15 protein-coding genes and 3 tRNA genes are annotated in these 16,070 nt (G+C 70.5%); 9 read left to right on the plus strand and 9 right to left on the minus strand.

The window, feature by feature from the left end; translation table 11 throughout:
• On the plus strand, positions 1-426 hold a 426-nt coding region (locus tag PLL68_RS03410; RefSeq protein ID WP_324531658.1), incomplete at its 5' end, for a lysoplasmalogenase family protein.
• Positions 427-459: 33 nt separating this feature from the next.
• Here the strand turns inward: PLL68_RS03410 and PLL68_RS03415 are convergent.
• Entirely contained in the window at positions 460-1,605 is a 1,146-nt protein-coding gene (locus PLL68_RS03415) for an acyl-CoA dehydrogenase family protein (protein ID WP_324531660.1), read from the minus strand.
• 87 nt (positions 1,606-1,692) lie between these two features.
• Here PLL68_RS03415 and PLL68_RS03420 point away from each other — a divergent pair, with 87 nt between their 5' ends.
• Both PLL68_RS03420 and PLL68_RS03425 read left to right on the plus strand, forming a co-directional pair.
• Positions 1,693-2,373: a TetR/AcrR family transcriptional regulator gene (locus PLL68_RS03420; protein WP_324531662.1), complete on the plus strand. Its 681-nt coding sequence runs from the start codon at positions 1,693-1,695 to the stop codon at positions 2,371-2,373.
• A 75-nt stretch (positions 2,374-2,448) separates the two neighbouring features.
• Positions 2,449-3,189: a class I SAM-dependent methyltransferase gene (locus tag PLL68_RS03425; RefSeq protein WP_324531664.1), complete on the plus strand. Its 741-nt coding sequence runs from the start codon at positions 2,449-2,451 to the stop codon at positions 3,187-3,189.
• Positions 3,190-3,226: 37 nt separating this feature from the next.
• Here PLL68_RS03425 and PLL68_RS03430 read toward each other — a convergent pair whose 3' ends face one another.
• The 6 genes from PLL68_RS03430 to PLL68_RS03455 all read right to left on the minus strand — a co-directional run bounded on the left by PLL68_RS03430 (position 3,227) and on the right by PLL68_RS03455 (position 10,922).
• Positions 3,227-4,189 (minus strand): NAD-dependent epimerase/dehydratase family protein, encoded by a 963-nt coding sequence (locus tag PLL68_RS03430; RefSeq protein WP_324531666.1) that lies wholly within the window; start codon positions 4,187-4,189, stop codon positions 3,227-3,229.
• Positions 4,186-5,169, minus strand: coding sequence for a glycosyltransferase (locus tag PLL68_RS03435; protein WP_324531668.1), 984 nt, complete (start codon positions 5,167-5,169; stop codon positions 4,186-4,188). Before PLL68_RS03435 ends, PLL68_RS03430 begins: the two co-directional genes overlap by 4 nt.
• A complete protein-coding gene (gene ettA, locus PLL68_RS03440) occupies positions 5,166-6,848 on the minus strand; it encodes an energy-dependent translational throttle protein EttA (RefSeq protein WP_324531670.1) in 1,683 nt (560 codons plus the stop codon). Before ettA ends, PLL68_RS03435 begins: the two co-directional genes overlap by 4 nt.
• Before the next feature lie 58 nt (positions 6,849-6,906).
• The gene (locus PLL68_RS03445) at positions 6,907-7,401 is read right to left on the minus strand and encodes a single-stranded DNA-binding protein (protein ID WP_324531672.1); all 495 of its coding nucleotides are present in this window, start codon (positions 7,399-7,401) and stop codon (positions 6,907-6,909) included.
• Between the two features lie 132 nt (positions 7,402-7,533).
• On the minus strand, positions 7,534-9,204 hold the full coding sequence (locus PLL68_RS03450; protein WP_324531674.1) for a GTPase: 1,671 nt from the start codon (positions 9,202-9,204) through the stop codon (positions 7,534-7,536).
• Positions 9,201-10,922, minus strand: coding sequence for a GTPase family protein (locus PLL68_RS03455; RefSeq protein WP_324531676.1), 1,722 nt, complete (start codon positions 10,920-10,922; stop codon positions 9,201-9,203). Before PLL68_RS03455 ends, PLL68_RS03450 begins: the two co-directional genes overlap by 4 nt.
• Before the next feature lie 69 nt (positions 10,923-10,991).
• Between PLL68_RS03455 and thpR the strand changes: the two genes are divergently transcribed.
• Together thpR and PLL68_RS03465 are read left to right on the plus strand one after the other, a co-directional pair.
• On the plus strand, positions 10,992-11,597 hold the full coding sequence (gene thpR, locus PLL68_RS03460) for an RNA 2',3'-cyclic phosphodiesterase (RefSeq protein WP_324531678.1): 606 nt from the start codon (positions 10,992-10,994) through the stop codon (positions 11,595-11,597).
• Between the two features lie 26 nt (positions 11,598-11,623).
• Positions 11,624-11,696 (plus strand) — tRNA-Arg (locus PLL68_RS03465).
• Between the two features lie 150 nt (positions 11,697-11,846).
• On the opposite strand, the gene PLL68_RS03470 is transcribed toward PLL68_RS03465, so the two are convergent.
• Positions 11,847-13,076: a M20 metallopeptidase family protein gene (locus PLL68_RS03470; protein WP_324531680.1), complete on the minus strand. Its 1,230-nt coding sequence runs from the start codon at positions 13,074-13,076 to the stop codon at positions 11,847-11,849.
• Between the two features lie 21 nt (positions 13,077-13,097).
• The gene (locus PLL68_RS03475; RefSeq protein WP_324531682.1) at positions 13,098-14,267 is read right to left on the minus strand and encodes a PrsW family intramembrane metalloprotease; all 1,170 of its coding nucleotides are present in this window, start codon (positions 14,265-14,267) and stop codon (positions 13,098-13,100) included.
• A gap of 76 nt (positions 14,268-14,343) precedes the next feature.
• Between PLL68_RS03475 and orn the strand changes: the two genes are divergently transcribed.
• The 4 genes from orn to PLL68_RS03495 all read left to right on the plus strand — a co-directional run bounded on the left by orn (position 14,344) and on the right by PLL68_RS03495 (position 16,069).
• The gene (gene orn, locus PLL68_RS03480) at positions 14,344-15,030 is read left to right on the plus strand and encodes an oligoribonuclease (RefSeq protein ID WP_159904111.1); all 687 of its coding nucleotides are present in this window, start codon (positions 14,344-14,346) and stop codon (positions 15,028-15,030) included.
• Between the two features lie 61 nt (positions 15,031-15,091).
• Positions 15,092-15,167, plus strand: a tRNA-His gene (locus tag PLL68_RS03485).
• A 110-nt stretch (positions 15,168-15,277) separates the two neighbouring features.
• A complete protein-coding gene (locus PLL68_RS03490; RefSeq protein ID WP_324531685.1) occupies positions 15,278-15,928 on the plus strand; it encodes a copper resistance CopC family protein in 651 nt (216 codons plus the stop codon).
• 65 nt (positions 15,929-15,993) lie between these two features.
• Positions 15,994-16,069, plus strand: a tRNA-Lys gene (locus PLL68_RS03495).
• The last annotated feature ends 1 nt before the right edge of the window (position 16,070 follow it).

The following is a 16,070-nucleotide window of genomic DNA, read 5'->3' on the forward strand; positions in this document are numbered from 1 at the left end:
GACACCGCCTTCCTCGTCATGATCGGCTTCTTCCTGCTCGCGCAGGTCGCCTACGTCATGGCGTTCTGGCCCTTCCGGTCCCGCAGCGTGCTGCACGTGCGGCGCCCCGTGCTCCTGGGGTACGTCGCCGTGGTCGTCGCCCTCGTGCTGGCGTGCGTCGGTGGTGCCGCAGGGATGCTCGTGCCGGTGCTCGTCTACGGGACGCTGTTGGGCACCATGGCGGTGCTCGCGACCGGCGTGAACCTGCCGACCGCGATCGGCGGCGCGCTCTTCCTCGTCTCTGACGGGTTGATCGCGCTCAACGCCTTCGCCGAGGGGTTCGACCTCCCCGGCCAGGGCTTCTGGGTGATGGCCACCTACCTGGCGGCGCAGTCGCTCATCGTCGTCGGGGTGCTCACGACGAGGGATGCCGCCCGCTCACGGTGAGCGGACGGCATCCGGTGGGCGTGTGGCCCGGCCTCAGAGGCCGAGGTCGCGCCCGATGAGCTCCTTCATGATCTCGTTGGAGCCGGCCCAGATCTTCGTCACGCGGGCGTCGCGCCAGGCGCGGGCGACGCGGTACTCGTTCATGAAGCCGTAGCCGCCGTAGAGCTGGACGCACTCGTCGAGCACGTCGTTCTGCACCTGCGCGCTCCACCACTTGGCCTTGGCGGCGTCGACCGCGGTCAGCTCACCCTTCGCGTGCGCCTCGATGCAGTCGTCGACGTAGGCCTCGGCGACCTCGATCGCGGTGACCATCTCGGCGAGCTTGAACTTGTTGTGCTGGAAGGAGCCGATCGCCTGGCCGAAGGCCTTGCGCTCCTTGGCGTACTCGATGGTCTCCAGGAGGATCTGCTTGGCGTGGGCGACGTTGGCGGCGGCGGCACCGACGCGCTCCTGCGGCAGGCGCTGCATCATCGCGATGAAGCCCATGCCCTCGTCGCCGATGCGGTTGCTGTCGGGCACCCGAACGTCCTGGAAGAACAGCTCGGCGGTGTCGGACTCCTCCTGGCCGACCTTGTCGAGCTTGCGGCCGCGGGTGAAGCCCTCCATGCCGTCCTCGACCATGAACAAGGTGATGCCCTTGGCGCCCTTGGTCGGGTCGGTGCGGGTCGCGACGATGACCAGGTCGGCCTGGTAGCCGTTGGTGATGAAGGTCTTGCTGCCGTTGAGGATCCAGTCGTCACCATCGCGCACGGCATTGGTCTTCAGGGCTGCGAGGTCCGACCCACCCCCGGGCTCGGTCATCGCGATCGCGCAGATCTTCTCGCCGGCGGCCATGGCGGGCAGCCAACGCTCCTTCTGCTCCTGGGTGCCGAGGTCGACGATGTACGGGGGGCAGACGTCGCTGTGGATGCCGAAGCACGAGCCGACGGCGGCGTTGAAGCCGTTGATCACCTCGGCGGAGACCGCGTTGAAGCGGTAGTCCTCGGCGCCCATGCCGCCGAACTCCTCGGGGATGTCCAGGCCGAAGAGCCCCTGGCTGCCGGCTTCCTTCCAGATGTCGCGGTCGATCGACTTGACCTCGAGCATCTGCTCGGCGCGCGGCTTGAGCGTGCGCTCGACGAACTCGCTCACCGAGGCTCGGAAGTCTTCGTGCTCGGGACCGTAGATGTTGCGGGGCATGCTGGCTCCTCCGGGCGGATCACAGATCCGGATCGACGTTGACTAAGCGCTTGCTTAGTTTCGCGTGGGTACGGCATGCTGTCAACCGTGCCGAGCACCACACCCCTGAGCGAGAGCGCCCTCCTCGATGCCCTCGCGCCCGCAGGTGGGCGCCAGAGTGCCGTCGGCGACGTCAGTGACACCGCGGTGCGGATCATGCTCGCCGCCGCTGATGCCTTCGCGCAGCGCGGCTTCCACGCGACCACGACGCGGGACATCGCATCCCGCGCCGGCCTGTCCCCCGCCGGGGTCTACGTGCACTTCGCCTCCAAGGAGGTGCTGCTGTTCGAGCTGAGCCGGCGCGGTCACGAGCGAGCCCGTGACCTGCTCGTCGAGGCGGCCGCAGCGGCTGCCAACCCCACCGAGGCGCTGCGCGCGATCATCGGCGGCTTCTCGCGGTGGCACGCCGAGCACTACGAGCTCGGTCGGATCGTCCAGTTCGAGTTCCGTCACCTGCGATCAGAGCACCGGGATGCCGTGCTCGGGCTGCGCAAGGAGATCGACCAGGTCGTCGCCGGTGTGCTGCGCGACGGTGTCGAGACCGGGGAGTTCGCGGTGACCGACGTGCCCGCGACCGCACTCGCGCTGCTGTCGATGGCCATCGACGTGGCTCGCTGGTACACCCCCGACGTGCGCCGCACCCCCGCCGCGATCGAGGCCACGTACGGCGAGCTCGCGGTTCGGCTCGTGCGTCCCGGTGAGGCGCTCGCGGCCTCGGCCCTGCCGTGAACGATGGGCTGCAGCCGGTCACCCGGCGCCGAGTGCGGCTGTGAGGACTGGTGCGCCCGTAGATAGGGTGAGTCAGTGAAAAGCCACGCACGGTCGGCCCACGGACACGGGGGGTCCCCCTCCATCGAGGTGCCCGACTACTGGTGGTACGTCGCACGGGCCGACCTTCTCGAGACCGCGCTGCGATCTCACGTGCAGGGGTCTGGCCTCACGCTCGACCTCGGCAGCGCAGACGGCCCCAGCGCCTCCTGGCTTCGTGATGCCGTCTCACGAACCGTGGCGCTCGACATCGACCCACGCGGCCTGGGAAGCGACGGGGTGTGTGGCTCTGCGCTCGCACTCCCCTTCGCGGACGAGACCTTCGAGGTGGTCTCGGCGTTCGACGTCATCGAGCACTGCGACCCCGAGAGCCAGGCGCTGGCCGAGGTTCGCCGGGTGCTGAAGCCCGGTGGGCGCTTTGTCATGTCCGTGCCCGCGTACACCTGGGCATGGAGCGACTTCGACGTCGCCAACGGTCACCACCGGCGCTACACCCGCCAGCGCGCACGGTCAGCCGTGGAAGCGGCCGGCTTCAGCGTTCAGCGCGTCACCCACGGGTTCGCCTCGGTGTTCCCGATGTTCGCGGCCGAACGGGCCGCGCGGAAGCTGCGAGGGAGGAGGGCCCAGGGCGCCGTCGACATCGTCGAGGTCCCGACGGTTCCGAAGCCGCTCAACGACGCGCTGCTGGCCCTGTCACGCTTCGACCGGCACATCCTGTCGCGTGCTGACCTGCCCTTCGGCTCATCGGTCTTCCTCGCCGCCACCCGGGTCGGCTGAGCCAAGGCCACCGACCCTCGCATCCGGCGGGGTCACGTCAGGGATCGAGCGGTCCACCGCTCACCACGCGGGCCCTGACATCGGCGGCCGTGCGCGACAGGCCGGCGGCCAACGGCGTGGACGCGAGGGCGTCGACGTCGGGCCACACTCGTGAGGCCAGCCGAAGGTCGAGCACCTGCCCCGTTCCGGCGCCCCCCACCGCAATGGTCCGCAACGGCCGGTGGAACACCCGGCGCGCCTCGGAGACCAGGTACCCGACGGTCACCGGCCTCCCCGATGACAGCACCTTCGTCACCACCGCACCGCGTGGCTCCCCGCGGACCAGCTCGAGACACCGAACGATCATGGTCGCCGCGTCGCCCACGTACAGGTAGTCACGAATCGTGTCCATGGACACGTAGAGCGGGAGTGGGCGCCCAGTGGCGTCGGCGAGGCAGAGCTGCGACAACAGGCCCTGCGGTTTGCCGAGGGTCTGGCCGGGCCCGTAGACATTGGCGAGGCGCCCGATGACTGCCTGCACGCCGGTCTCGGACGCCACCCGCTGAACCGTGTCCTCCATGGCCAGCTTCGCCCGGCCGTAGGGAACGAGGGGTGCCGCGTCGGTGCGCTCGTCGAAAGGAGCACCTGTCGCCCCGGCGTAGACGCCGCCGGCTGATGACGCGAGGAAGACGACGCCGTCCTCGTCCGGGCCCACCGACGCTGCCAACGCGCCCATGACACGGTCGAAGACCCTCACCTCCGCGGCGAGGGCATCCTCCGCCGTCGCGACGACTCCTGCGCCAGCGCACCAGGCGACCGACCACGGGCGGCCCTGCCGCGCCTGGCTGAAGTCGTCGAGAGCGAGGAGGAGAGCCGAGATGCTCTCGCCCTCGTCGCCCCAGGGGACCGCGGCCACCCGCACCTCGTGGCGCGCCCGCCCAAGGGCCGTGACGAGGTGCCGACCGACGAGACCGCCCGCCCCCACGACCAGCGTGAGCGGCTGTGTCGGGCGTGTCGTCATCTCGCGTCGCGGCCGAGGGGCCCGTCGCGCCGATCGCGAACCGGCAGGTAGAGGGGCTTGCCCATCGCCATGTTGACCGCCATCCCGACGTACTCGGCGATCACCCCGAGTGAGAAGAGGATGACGCCTGTCGCCACCATGAGCAGGATCATCGTGGACGTCCACCCGGGTGCGTCCCACGAGCCCAGCGCCTTGCCGATGAGCAGCACCAGCGCGATGACCGGGGCGAGCAGCACCGCGGTGGCACCGAGGACACTGACCCAGCGCAGCGGGCGAGTTCCGCTGGAGAGCACCAGCCGCCAGAAGTGCGAGACCAACGTTCGCATCGAGTACCCGGACGGCCGATCCCCCTCACGGCGCATCTCGACGGGCGAGGTGACTGCTCGCCGGGCAACCCACGAGATCGCCACGTCGAGGTAGATGCCCGGGCCTGCGTACGCGGCGACCGAGCGGGCCACCTCCCCGAGGATCAGCCGATAGCTGTTGAAGTCCGAGGCCTGAGCACCCTTGGTGAGGCGCTCGACGACCGCCTTGGCCCCGCGGGAGGCAAGGTTGCGAACCGGTCCGTGGGGCGGTTCGTTGGTCGGCTTGGCGTAGACGACGTCAGCCTGCTGGTCCATGGCCGTGTCCAGCAGCGACCCGAGCGCCTCCGGGTCGTGCTGGCCGTCCTCGTCCAGGGTCGCGACCCACTCGCCACCCGAGGCGGCGATTCCCGCCAGGGTCGCGGCGTGCTGGCCGAAGTTGCGGCTCAGCCACACGGGGCGAGCCCAGTCGTGCTCCGCACACAGGTGTCTGATCGTGTCGTCAGAGGCATCCGGACCACAGTCGTGGACCAGAAGCACCTCGGCCACCTGGTACTGCCGACCACCGGGCGACACCCGTATCGCAACCGATGCCGCCAGTTCCTCGACGACAGCGGCCAGCGTCCGCTCCCCCTGGTAGACGGGGATGACGACGGAGACCTGGTGCGGTCCGGTCACTCGCGGGTGAGCTTGCGGTAGGTCACCCGGTGCGGGCGGGCGGCGTTGGCTCCGAGTCGCTCGATCTTGTTCTCCTCGTAGGCCTGGAAGTTGCCCTCGAACCAGTACCACTTGGCGGGGTTCTCGTCGTCACCTTCGTAGGCGAGGATGTGCGTCGCGACCCGGTCGAGGAACCACCGGTCGTGGCTGATGACCACGGCGCAGCCCGGGAAGTCGAGCAGCGCGTTCTCCAGGGATCCCAGCGTCTCGACGTCGAGGTCGTTGGTGGGCTCGTCGAGGAGCAGGAGGTTGCCGCCCTCCTTGAGGGTCAGTGCGAGGTTGAGGCGGTTGCGCTCGCCACCGGAGAGGATGCCGGCCTTCTTCTGCTGGTCCGGGCCCTTGAAGCCGAACTGGCTGACGTAGGCGCGCGAGGGGATCTCGACCTGACCGACGTTGATGTAGTCGTGCCCGCCGGAGACGGTCTCCCACAGCGACTTCTCCGGGTCGAGACCGCCGCGGCTCTGGTCGACGTAGGAGATCTTGACCGTCTCACCGACGTCGACCACTCCCCCGTCGGGCTCCTCGAGCCCGACGATCGTCTTGAACAGCGTGGTCTTGCCGACGCCGTTCGCGCCGATCACTCCGACGATGCCGTTGCGCGGCAGGGTGAAGGACAGCCCGTCGATGAGCACCCGGTCACCGAACCCCTTGCGCAGGTTCTTCACCTCGATGACCTTGCTGCCCAACCGGGGGCCCGGGGGGATCGCGATCTCCTCGAAGTCGAGCTTTCGGGTGCGATCCGCCTCAGCGGCCATCTCCTCGTAGCGGGCGAGGCGGGCCTTGGACTTGGTCTGGCGGGCCTTGGCGTTGCTGCGCACCCACTCCAGTTCCTGCGCCAGTCGCTTGGAGAGCTTGGCGTCCTTCTTGCCCTGCACCTCGAGTCGGGCCTGCTTCTTCTCCAGGTACGTGGAGTAGTTGCCCTCGTACGGGTAGGCGCGGCCGCGGTCGAGCTCGAGGATCCACTGGGCGACGTTGTCCATGAAGTACCGGTCGTGGGTCACGGCGACGACGGCACCGTGGTAGGCAGCGAGGTGCTGCTCGAGCCACAGCACCGACTCGGCGTCGAGGTGGTTCGTCGGCTCGTCGAGGAGCAGCAGGTCGGGCTTCTGCAGCAGCAGCTTGCACAGGGCGACGCGGCGACGCTCACCGCCGGAGAGCACCGTCACGTCAGCGTCCGGCGGCGGGCAGCGCAGCGCGTCCATCGCCTGCTCCAGCTGGGAGTCGAGGTCCCAGGCGTCAGCGGCGTCGATGGCCTCCTGGAGCTGGCCCATCTCGGCCATGAGGGCGTCGAAGTCGGCGTCGGGGTCGGCCATCAGCACCGAGATCTCGTTGTACCGGTCGAGCTTGGCCTTGATCTCGCCAGCGCCCTCCTCGACGTTGCCGAGAACGGTCTTGCCCTCGTTCAGCTCGGGCTCCTGCATGAGGATCCCGACCGAGTACCCGGGGGTGAGCCGCGCCTCGCCGTTCGACGGCTGGTCCAGCCCCGCCATGATCTTCAGCACCGAGGACTTGCCTGCGCCGTTCGGGCCGACCACGCCGATCTTGGCGCCGGGGAGGAAGGACAGGGTGACGTCGTCGAGGATGACCTTGTCGCCGTGTGCCTTGCGGGCACGGGACATGACGTAGATGAACTCGGGCATGGGGCACAGGCTATCGACCACCAGTGCCCCGGCCCGAATCCGAGGCCTCGGCGACCCCTCAGGCCGCGAACTCGTCCGCAGGCACCACCAGCGGCCCCCCGTTGAGGTAGGTGTCCTCGCCGTCATCGCCCACGGGCTCGTCGGCGATGCTCTCGGGGCGCGCCGCAGCCCCCTCGACCTCGCCGGGGCGGCCGACCTTGGCGAACGCCGCGGTGCCGTAGGTCAGGTCGTGACCGGCCGCATCAGCGACGATCTCGACGTCCCACCACGTCGTGCCGTCCTCCCGGACGTACGACGTGATGTGCTGCCGGCCGTGGATCGTCACCGGCTGCCCCTTGCGCAGCGAGACCCCGACGTTCGCGGCGAGTGCCCGGAAGGTGGTGACGCTGTAGAAGCTCGTCGGGGTGTCCTCCCACACCCCCGGCTGGCCCTGCACCTGCTTGCGCGCCGACGTCGCGACGCGGAACGTCGCCATCGGCGACCCCGTCTTGGTCGTGCGGACCGTGGGGTCGGCCACGAGCCGCCCCCGGATGGTCACATAGGTCTCGTTCATCGCGAACCCCTCCTTTGGTGCCCCGCATCTCGGGACTCCCCTGAGACTGCTCCCGAACGTGGAGGTGCCACCACTGGTGCGGCCAACCTGTGGACAACCTCGGCCGGGCACCCACCCTGTGGACGAGAGGGCTCAGTTTCCCGCGGCTCGGGAGAGAGCGAGCCGGGTGGCAGCGTGGCGCTCGAGGACCCGCTCGACCGGGCGGACGATCTCCTCACGGGCCACCTCGTCGATCGACTCACGCAGTCGACGATCGATCACCTGGGCTCGTCGCTGTGACCCGACACGGGCCAACGGGCGGGCGACCAGCGCCAGGAGCACACCAGCCACCAGCCCACCGAGGAACAGGACGAGCGGCACCGGGAGGATCCCGATGCTGGGGGGCGCACCGATCACGGCATCCATCTGGAGCCACCCGAGCACGACATACAGGGCGAGCCAGAGGAATCCGACGACGGCGGCGGCGGCCAGCACCAGCTGGCCGACCCCGAATGCTCGCCACCACACCGGCGATCGGGCGTGCAGGGGGGTGCCGACGACCGCTTGGTCGAGGGCGTCTCCCAGAGCGGCGCCCGAGGGTGCGGCGGCCGTCTCGACCGCCTCGGCCCACGGTGCGGGCAGCCCTTCGGACGCGCGGTCCACGAGACGACGGGTCGCGATCTCGACGGCCGATCGCGCTGCCGGGCTTGCCGGGGGAAGCGAGGAGCGCCCGAGGACGGAGCGGACATCCGCGTCGGAGACGCTGATGTCCCGGCCATCCAGGCGCAAGCGCCGCAAGGGCCGCGGGCGAAGCGACTGCGCCCACCGGGTGAATGGCCAGCCGGTGTGGGACACCGCCTCCATCCGGTAGTCGCGGGCCACGGCCTCGACCACCGTGGGAACGCCAGCGCTTCGCGCGAGGGCGTCGACGAGGTCGGACCGCGCCGCGTCGTCGAGCACGGGCTCACCCTCGGCCACGTGGCTGGTGAGGGCACCAGCAGCGGCCCGGACGTCCGCGGCCAGGCGTGAGCGCGCCATCGTGCGCCCAGCCACGGCGTTGGCCAACCGTTGGCGCAGGACGTCGATGCCGTGACCGGTGGCGACCGACGTCGCGAGCACGGTCGCACCAGGGACCCCGTCGCGCTCCATCAGCCGGACCAGGTCGGTGCGGCACTGGTCGACTTCGGCGTCGCTGAGCCGATCACTCTGGTTGAGGACGACCATGGTCACGGCCTCGTGGGTGGCGAGCGCCGAGACGTAGTCGTCGTGCAACCGTGCGTCCGCGTACTTCTGCGGGTCGGTGACCCACACGAAGAGATCCACCAGGTCGAGCACACGCTCGGCCTCGACCCGGTTCGTGACCTCACGGGAGTCGAAGTCGGGCAGGTCGAGCAGCACCAGACCGTCGAGCGACCCGAGCACCTCGGGCTCATCGTCGCGCTGGTCTCCGACCACGTGCCGGGCGCCCACACCCAGCCAGTCGAGGAGCTCCCCGGCCGGCTGCGCGCCCCAGATCGCCGCTGTCGGCGTCGCCGTCGTCGGTCGGCGCACGCCGGTGACGGCGACGTCGGTCCCCACGAGCGCGTTGAACAGCGAGGACTTTCCACTGCCCGTGGCACCGGCGAGCGCGACGATGGTGTGGTCCCCGACCAGCGCGGTGCGCTCGGCCACCTTGGCCACCACGGCATCCGCCCGCCCGCGTTCGTCGGCTGGCAGCTGGGCGCCACCGGCATCTGCCGCCGCTGCGAGGGCCGCGGCCGCAGCCGACAACTCATCCGCGGAGATCACGACGCCGCGGGCACGTCCCATGCGCAGCGGGCTCACCGCACGACCTTCCGCAGGTCAGCGGCGACAGCGCTGAGGCGTCCGGCCTGGTCGGCGAGAGCGGGCGTCTCGGGGAGCGCGACGGCGTACCGCTGCTGCTCCCCCTCGTAGAGTTCGTCAGCGAGTTCGAGAAGGCGGCGACGCGCCTTGGTCGCCATCGTGCGCACGGCCTGGTCACCGAAGATCGCCTCGAGCACCCGCTGGGCCAGCACCGCGGTACCACCGGCGATCCCGACCTCGGCACCGAGCAACCCACCGGTGCTGCTGAACGCGACCAACATCAGGAACAGGCCGATGGCGTTGACGCCGTAGGCGGCGATGCGCGCATTGGTTCGACGGCCCTGCCCCTCGCTGCGAACGAGGTCGAGCACCTCGCCCTGCCACTGACGCACGAGTCGCTCGACGTCAGCAGGCAGCCCCGGGCTCGGCTTGGCGAGATCGGGATGCCGCGCGAGCACCGGTTCCCCACCCGGCAGGCGGCGCCAGGCGCGAGCCGACTGCGAGGCCGCGGTCTCCGCATTGGCGAGGATCAGGGTGGCGACCCCGCTCTGCAGGGCCTCACCCAGACCGTCGGCCGGGGGCGTGCTGCCCTTGACGGCGGCGGTGAGCTTGTCGCGCCAGCGGGAGACGGTCGTCTCCACCTGGCGGAAGAACTCACCGGTGCCGACGAACTCCTGCCAGCGGGCCAGGACCTCGCCGCGAAGCAGGGTGCCGTCGGTCATGCCGTCGTCAACGCGACGGTGGGCCTCGTCGTAGCTCTCGTCGACGGCCCGGAGCAGAGCCGTGGCGGCATCGTGCTGGTCACGGCTGGCCACGACGAGGTCACTCGTTCGCCCGGACAGCGAGTCGACGGCACCGCGAAGGGTCTGGCCGACGACGATGGAGCGCGCCCGGGAATCGCTGGCCAGGGCGTGCAGCCACGCGCTGAGCCGCTCCACGGCCTCGGGCGGCAGCTGGCCGTCAGCATCCAGGGGTGCTTCGGGGACGGTGAAGATGGGTGCGGTGGGCAGCCCCTGCTCGCGCAGCATGGTCGCCAGGTGGGGGCGGATCTCGTCGATGGCCTCGGCGGGGATCCGGTCGAGGACGATGGCAACGGACGTGCCGCGGTCGGCGGCCGTGCGCAGCAGGTCCCACGGCACGGCATCCGCATACCGTGCCGCCGTGGTGACGAACAGCCAGAGGTCGGCCGCCGAGAGCAGCTGAGCGGCAATGGCGCGGTTGGCCGAGACGACCGAGTCGATGTCCGGGGCGTCGAGCAGGGCCATCCCGGCGGGCAACGTCGAGGACTCGACGAGGCGCACCGTGCCCGGCTGGTCGAGCCCCGCCTGGTCGGGGTTGCCGTCCCCGGTGACCCGCGCGAGGCCGGGCAGGATGCGTGCGTCGGCGAACCAGCCGCGATCATCCGGGTGGTGCACCAGGACGGGCGACGTCGTCGTCGGCCGCAGAACGCCCGGACGGCTCACCCGGGCGCCGACGATGGAGTTGACCAGGGTCGACTTGCCCGCGCCCGTCGATCCACCCACGACAGCGAGCAGGGGTGCGTCGATCGCGCGCAGCCGGGGGAGCACGTAGTCATCGAGCTGGTGCAGCAGGGCCGTGCGCGAAGCCTCGGCGGCTGCTCGGCTCGGCACCTCGAGCGGCAGTGACGTCTGACCGACCTCGTCGCGCAGGGCCTCGACGACAGAGGCGAGCGCCTCCACGTCACTGTCCACGATCACGACGCCAACCCTAACGACTTTGTGCAGGTCGACAGGCGATTGCCTCGGGCGCGCCGGATGATGTTCAGTATGCGACTGTTCGTGGCACTGCACCCGAGCCTGGAGGCGGCCGAGCACCTCGAGGACTTCCTCGACGCCCGGGAGGGAGCCGACCCCGACCTGAGGTGGGCCTCGCCGGCGCAGTGGCACGTGACGCTCGCCTTCATGGGGTCAGCGCCCGAGCGCGTGGTGGAGGACCTGGTCAACGGTGTCGCTGCCGCTGCCGAGCGGTGCGCTCCGATGGACCTGGGCATCACCGGTGGGGGCTGCTTCCCGGACGTGACGGCAGCCCGGGTGCTGTGGGCCGGGCTGGCCGGCGGGGAGGCCTTGGCACCGTTGGCACGCTCGGTGCGCAGCGCCGCCGCCGTGGTCGGCGCAGCCCCCGAGGGCGGGCCGTTTCGTCCCCACCTCACCTTGGGCCGATTCGGGCGACCCACGGAGGCAACCCGGTGGGTCCGGGTCCTGGACTCCTACGACGGGCCCGCGTGGACGGCATCCGAGGTCGTGGTCGTCGCCTCGCACCTCCCCCGGGAGCGTGGGCACCGTCCACGCCACGAGGTCCTGGCACGCTGTGGCCTCGGCGGTGCACGACCCCCGGGCGCCCACCGCGATGGTGCCGTGCCAGACCTACACTGACCTTCGGCGGTCGGGATGATCGCTCGGCCCCCGTAGCTCAGCGGATAGAGCAAGAGCCTTCTAATCTCGAGGTCGCAGGTTCGAGTCCTGCCGGGGGCGCTCAGTTGGACAGTTCCGGGACGGGAGTGGCTGCAATCGCCGCAAGCATGGTTGACTTCGAGCAGGCCCTCGTTCTCTCCCCCCAGTGCGCGAGGGCCCAGCACCCCGGGTTGAGGCCTCACGGCCTCCCCGGGGTGCGCCTTTGGGGCGTCACGCGTCAGCGACGACGCCCCGGGAGAGCTCACGTGTCCGGCGCAGCGCCATCTCGGCCAGGGCTGCCGCGATGTCCGGCACCACCGAGTCGTCGAACGCCGCTCGCGGCGAGTGGTTGTCCTCCGCGTCGGCCACGTCCGGGAAGGCGCACGCGCTGACGTTGAGGTAGGCACCGGGCACCTCGTCGAGGACGAACGACATGTCCTCCGACCCGGCTTCGGGGTTGGCCATGTCGACCCAGCGGTCGGCACCGAACAGGTCGACGACGACGCCCTGGGAGAACGCGAACTCGTCGACGTCGTTGACGGTCACGGGGTAGCCGTTGCCGATGGTGACCTCGGCGGTCATCCCGTGGGCCTGGGCGACGTGCTCGGCGACCCGGGTGACGACGTCATGGGCGCGGGCTCGGTTCTCGGCCGAGAAGGTCCGCAACGTCGCGTCGACGAAGGCGTCGTCCGGGATGATGTTGTCCTTCGTCCCGGCCGCGATCCTCCCCACCGTCAGCACCACGGGGTCCCACACGCTGAACTGGCGGGTGACCGCGCTCTGGTAGGCCAGCACGATCTCGCACGCCACGGGCACGGGGTCCTTGGCGCGGTCCGGGGCCGACCCGTGGCCACCCACCCCGCGCACGACCACGTGCACCTCGTCCGCGGCCGCCATGAGCGTGCCCGGCCGCCCGAACCACGTCCCGAAGGGGTGGTCAGCCGAGTAGACGTGCACGGCGTAGGCAACATCGACGCGGCGTCCGGCTGCCTCGAGCAGACCTTCGCGGATCATCGGCTCGGCCCCGCCCGGCCCCTCCTCGGCAGGCTGGAACATCAGCACCACGTCACCGACGAGGTCCTCGCGCAGTTCGTGCAGGATGCGGGCCGCGCCGACGAGCCCGGCCATGTGCAGGTCGTGGCCGCATGCGTGCATCATCCCGGGGCGGGTCGAGACGTAGTCGACGTCGACCTCCTCGGCCACGGGCAGGGCGTCCATGTCTCCGCGCAGGAGCACGACGGGCCGCTCCCCCGTGACCGGTGCACGGCCGCGCAGCACCGCGACGACAGAACTGAGCGACTCCCCCAAGGTCACCTCGAGGTCGAGCCCCGCCAACGCCTCGAGCACGGCGGCCTGGGTGTCGGGCAGGTCCAGGCCCAGTTCGGGGATGCCGTGGAGGTGGCGCCGCAGCGCCACCAGCTCCGGGGCCAGGCGGGCAGCAATGCGCAGGGTGTCAGTCACGTCGACCTTTCGGGGCAGGGATCAGGAAGCCGGCAGGCCGATGAACTCCGCCCGCCGGTCGCGCAGGGCGAGCAGCAGTTCGTGCTCCTGCTCGATGGCATGGGCATCGGCTGCCCGGTGGCTCATCCGGCGACGCAACAGCGCGAGCTCGCTCGCGGCATCCTGGAACGCCCGCATCGCCTTCAGCCCCTCGCGACCGGTGTTGGCCCGCGCCCAGGCACGCGCCTCGCGGCGCTGCGGCATCGAGGAGAGCATGGCGACCTCCGCCGGCGAGAGCCATCCGACGTCGGCGTAGGGCCGCAGGAACTGTCCGATGAGGTGTCCTTCCGTACGACGCACCCACGCGACGAAGGCGAGAAAGGCAAAGAAGATCGGCACCTGGACGAACAGGTAGATGACGACCATGCCCTCGCCGCCCGTGACGGCGGCGAGGTTCCACAGCCCGTGGCTGAGCACGGCGAGCAGGAAGCCGGCGACGGGCGCGAGCAGGCGGGGCATCCACGACCGGCTCGTCGCCGCGATCCCGATGCCGATGCCGGTGAGCACGGTGAACATCGGGTGTGCGAAGGGTGAGAACAGGCAGCGGGCGATGAAGGTGCCGGTGAGCAGTTCGCTTCCGCCCTCGGTCCAGGCCTGCGCGAGGTACTGGATGTTCTCGGTGAAGGCGAAGCCGGCCGCGCAGATGCCGGCGTAGACCATGCCGTCGGTGATGCCGTCGAACTCGTGGTGCAGGAACCACCAGACGAACAGGACGAGCACTCCCTTGGCGGCCTCCTCGACGAACGGAGCCACGAGCACCGCCGTCGTGGTCAGCGCGGCGTCCGGGTCGGCGGTGGACATGGCCTCGATGAGGGACATGGCGGTGGTGTTGAGCAGGGCCGACACCACCGCGGCGACGAGGGCACCCCACAGGAATGCGCCGACGAGGAGACGGTTGGGCTCGGACTCGAAGCGGTCGAGCCACAGGAAGGTCGGGATCACGATGCCGAGGGGCACGACCGCAGCCGCGAGCGCCAGGAGGCTGGCCTGGACGCCGAAGGCGGCATCGAAGTACGCGGCGACGACCAGGGCCACGATCAGGAACCCCAGTCCGGCGATGCCGGTGAGCACCCAACCGCGCAGGGCACCGCGCGCCGTCGGGTTGCGGCGCACCCGCAGGTCGGGCGGCCTCGTCGACAGGTCACCGCTCATGGCACGCGACCCTAGCCGAGGATGGGCTGGGACGATCGGGCAGCGGCGTGCAACAGGCGCGCCTAGCATGGCGGTCATGGCAACCCCAGGCACAGACCGAGCCCTGAGCGACCGCATCGTCTGGATCGACTGCGAGATGACCGGTCTGTCCCTCACCAGTGACGCCCTCATCGAGGTCGCTGCCCTCGTCACCGACTACGAGCTGACGGTGCTCGGTGACGGCATCGACGTCGTCATCCGGCCCCCCGACGAGGCACTGGACCAGATGGACGACTTCGTGCGGGACATGCACACGACGTCCGGGCTGCTCGACGTGCTCGCTGCCGGCACCACGCTGGAGCGGGCTCAGGAGATGGTGCTCGACTACGTGCGCGAGTGGGCTCCCGAAGCGCGCAAGTCACCACTGGGTGGCAACACCGTCGCCACTGACCGGGCCTTCCTGGCCCGCGACATGCCCGAGCTCGAGAGCCACCTGCACTACCGGATCATCGACGTCTCCTCGATCAAGGAGCTGTCGCGCCGCTGGTACCCCCGGGCCTACTTCGCGGCGCCGAGCAAGTCCGGAGGGCACCGGGCTCTGGCCGACATCCGCGAGTCCATCGCCGAGCTGCGGTACTACCGCGAGGCGGTGTTCGTGGCGAAGCCGGGGCCCTCGACCGACCAGGCGCGCGCCCTGGCGGCGCGCCACGTCGTCGACCACGAGGCCGCCTCGACGGCAGCTGCCCCGACGGATGGGACCGTGGTCGAGAGCACCCTCTCGTAACAGGTACGATTGTGCGCGCTACGGGCGCACAGGCTCTTCGGATGCCGTCGCGCCCGTCGTGGTGGGTATAGCTCAGCTGGTAGAGCATCGCGTTGTGGTCGCGAGGGTCGCGGGTTCAAGTCCCGTTACTCACCCCAGGCACTGCGAGGCCCCGATCCGCTACGGCGGGTCGGGGTTTTTGCAGCCCTCGGGGATGTCACCGGACCTGCGACCGGATCCGCGCGCAGGCTTTGGGAGGATGGGCCCCATGCAATCCCGTCGCTTCGCCACCGTGGTCACGCTCGTCATCGTGGTCGCGTTCTTCCTCGTCGCCATCGCGCCCGCCTTCGCCTCCCCTGCGCCCGGAACCCTGCCGTTCCACGCGCGCCTGGTGTCCTCGGAGCCGGCCGACCGGACGAGCGTCGAGACCGCGGACCGGGTGGTGCTGACCTTCAACGAGAGCATCAACCCCGACTTCGTCGCCGTCCGGGTGAGCGGACCCGTCGGAGCCGAGGTCGACGGGGCGCCGAGCGTCGAGGGCGCCACCGTGACGCAGCCCCTCGCGGCGCCACTGGCGGCGGGCGAGCACACGGTGACCTACCGGGTGGTGAGCAACGACGGGCACCCGATCTCCGGGACGGTGACGTTCACGTCGACGGCGGTCGCGGCCACTGCCTCCCCGACGGCGAGCACCCCGACGAGCACCCCGGAGGCGAGCCCGACGCCCACCGTCCCCACGGCATCCGCGACGCCCATGCCATCGGACTCCCCCACAACCACCCCCGAGCCCGTGGCCGACGAGGCGGGCACGTCGCCGTGGGTCGGGGTCGGCATCGCCGTGGGTGTCGCCGCCCTCGCCGCCGCCCTGGGACTCGTGTGGCACCGCCGCCGCAACCGGCCGGATGACCTGCGGGACTGAGCCGGGCACCGGTCCACCACCGCGATTTCGCAGGTCGCGCGCCATCCTGCTAATGTCTGCGACGCGCGCCATTAGCTCAATTGGCAGAGCAGCTGACTCTTAATCAGCGGGTTCGGGGTTCGAGTCCCTGATGGCGCACCAC

The sequence above is a fragment of the Ornithinibacter sp. genome, from assembly GCF_035443565.1.
Classification (GTDB): domain Bacteria; phylum Actinomycetota; class Actinomycetes; order Actinomycetales; family Dermatophilaceae; genus Fodinibacter.

Coding starts and splice junctions, on each gene's coding strand:
- PLL68_RS03415 (WP_324531660.1), bottom strand. CDS start 1,605: ATGCCCCGCAACATCTACGGTCCCGAGCACGAAGACTTCCGAGCCTCG.
- PLL68_RS03430 (WP_324531666.1), bottom strand. CDS start 4,189: ATGACGACACGCCCGACACAGCCGCTCACGCTGGTCGTGGGGGCGGGC.
- ettA (WP_324531670.1), bottom strand. CDS start 6,848: ATGCCCGAGTTCATCTACGTCATGTCCCGTGCCCGCAAGGCACACGGC.
- PLL68_RS03445 (WP_324531672.1), bottom strand. CDS start 7,401: ATGAACGAGACCTATGTGACCATCCGGGGGCGGCTCGTGGCCGACCCC.
- thpR (WP_324531678.1), top strand. CDS start 10,992: ATGCGACTGTTCGTGGCACTGCACCCGAGCCTGGAGGCGGCCGAGCAC.
- PLL68_RS03475 (WP_324531682.1), bottom strand. CDS start 14,267: ATGAGCGGTGACCTGTCGACGAGGCCGCCCGACCTGCGGGTGCGCCGC.
- orn (WP_159904111.1), top strand. CDS start 14,344: ATGGCAACCCCAGGCACAGACCGAGCCCTGAGCGACCGCATCGTCTGG.
- PLL68_RS03490 (WP_324531685.1), top strand. CDS start 15,278: ATGCAATCCCGTCGCTTCGCCACCGTGGTCACGCTCGTCATCGTGGTC.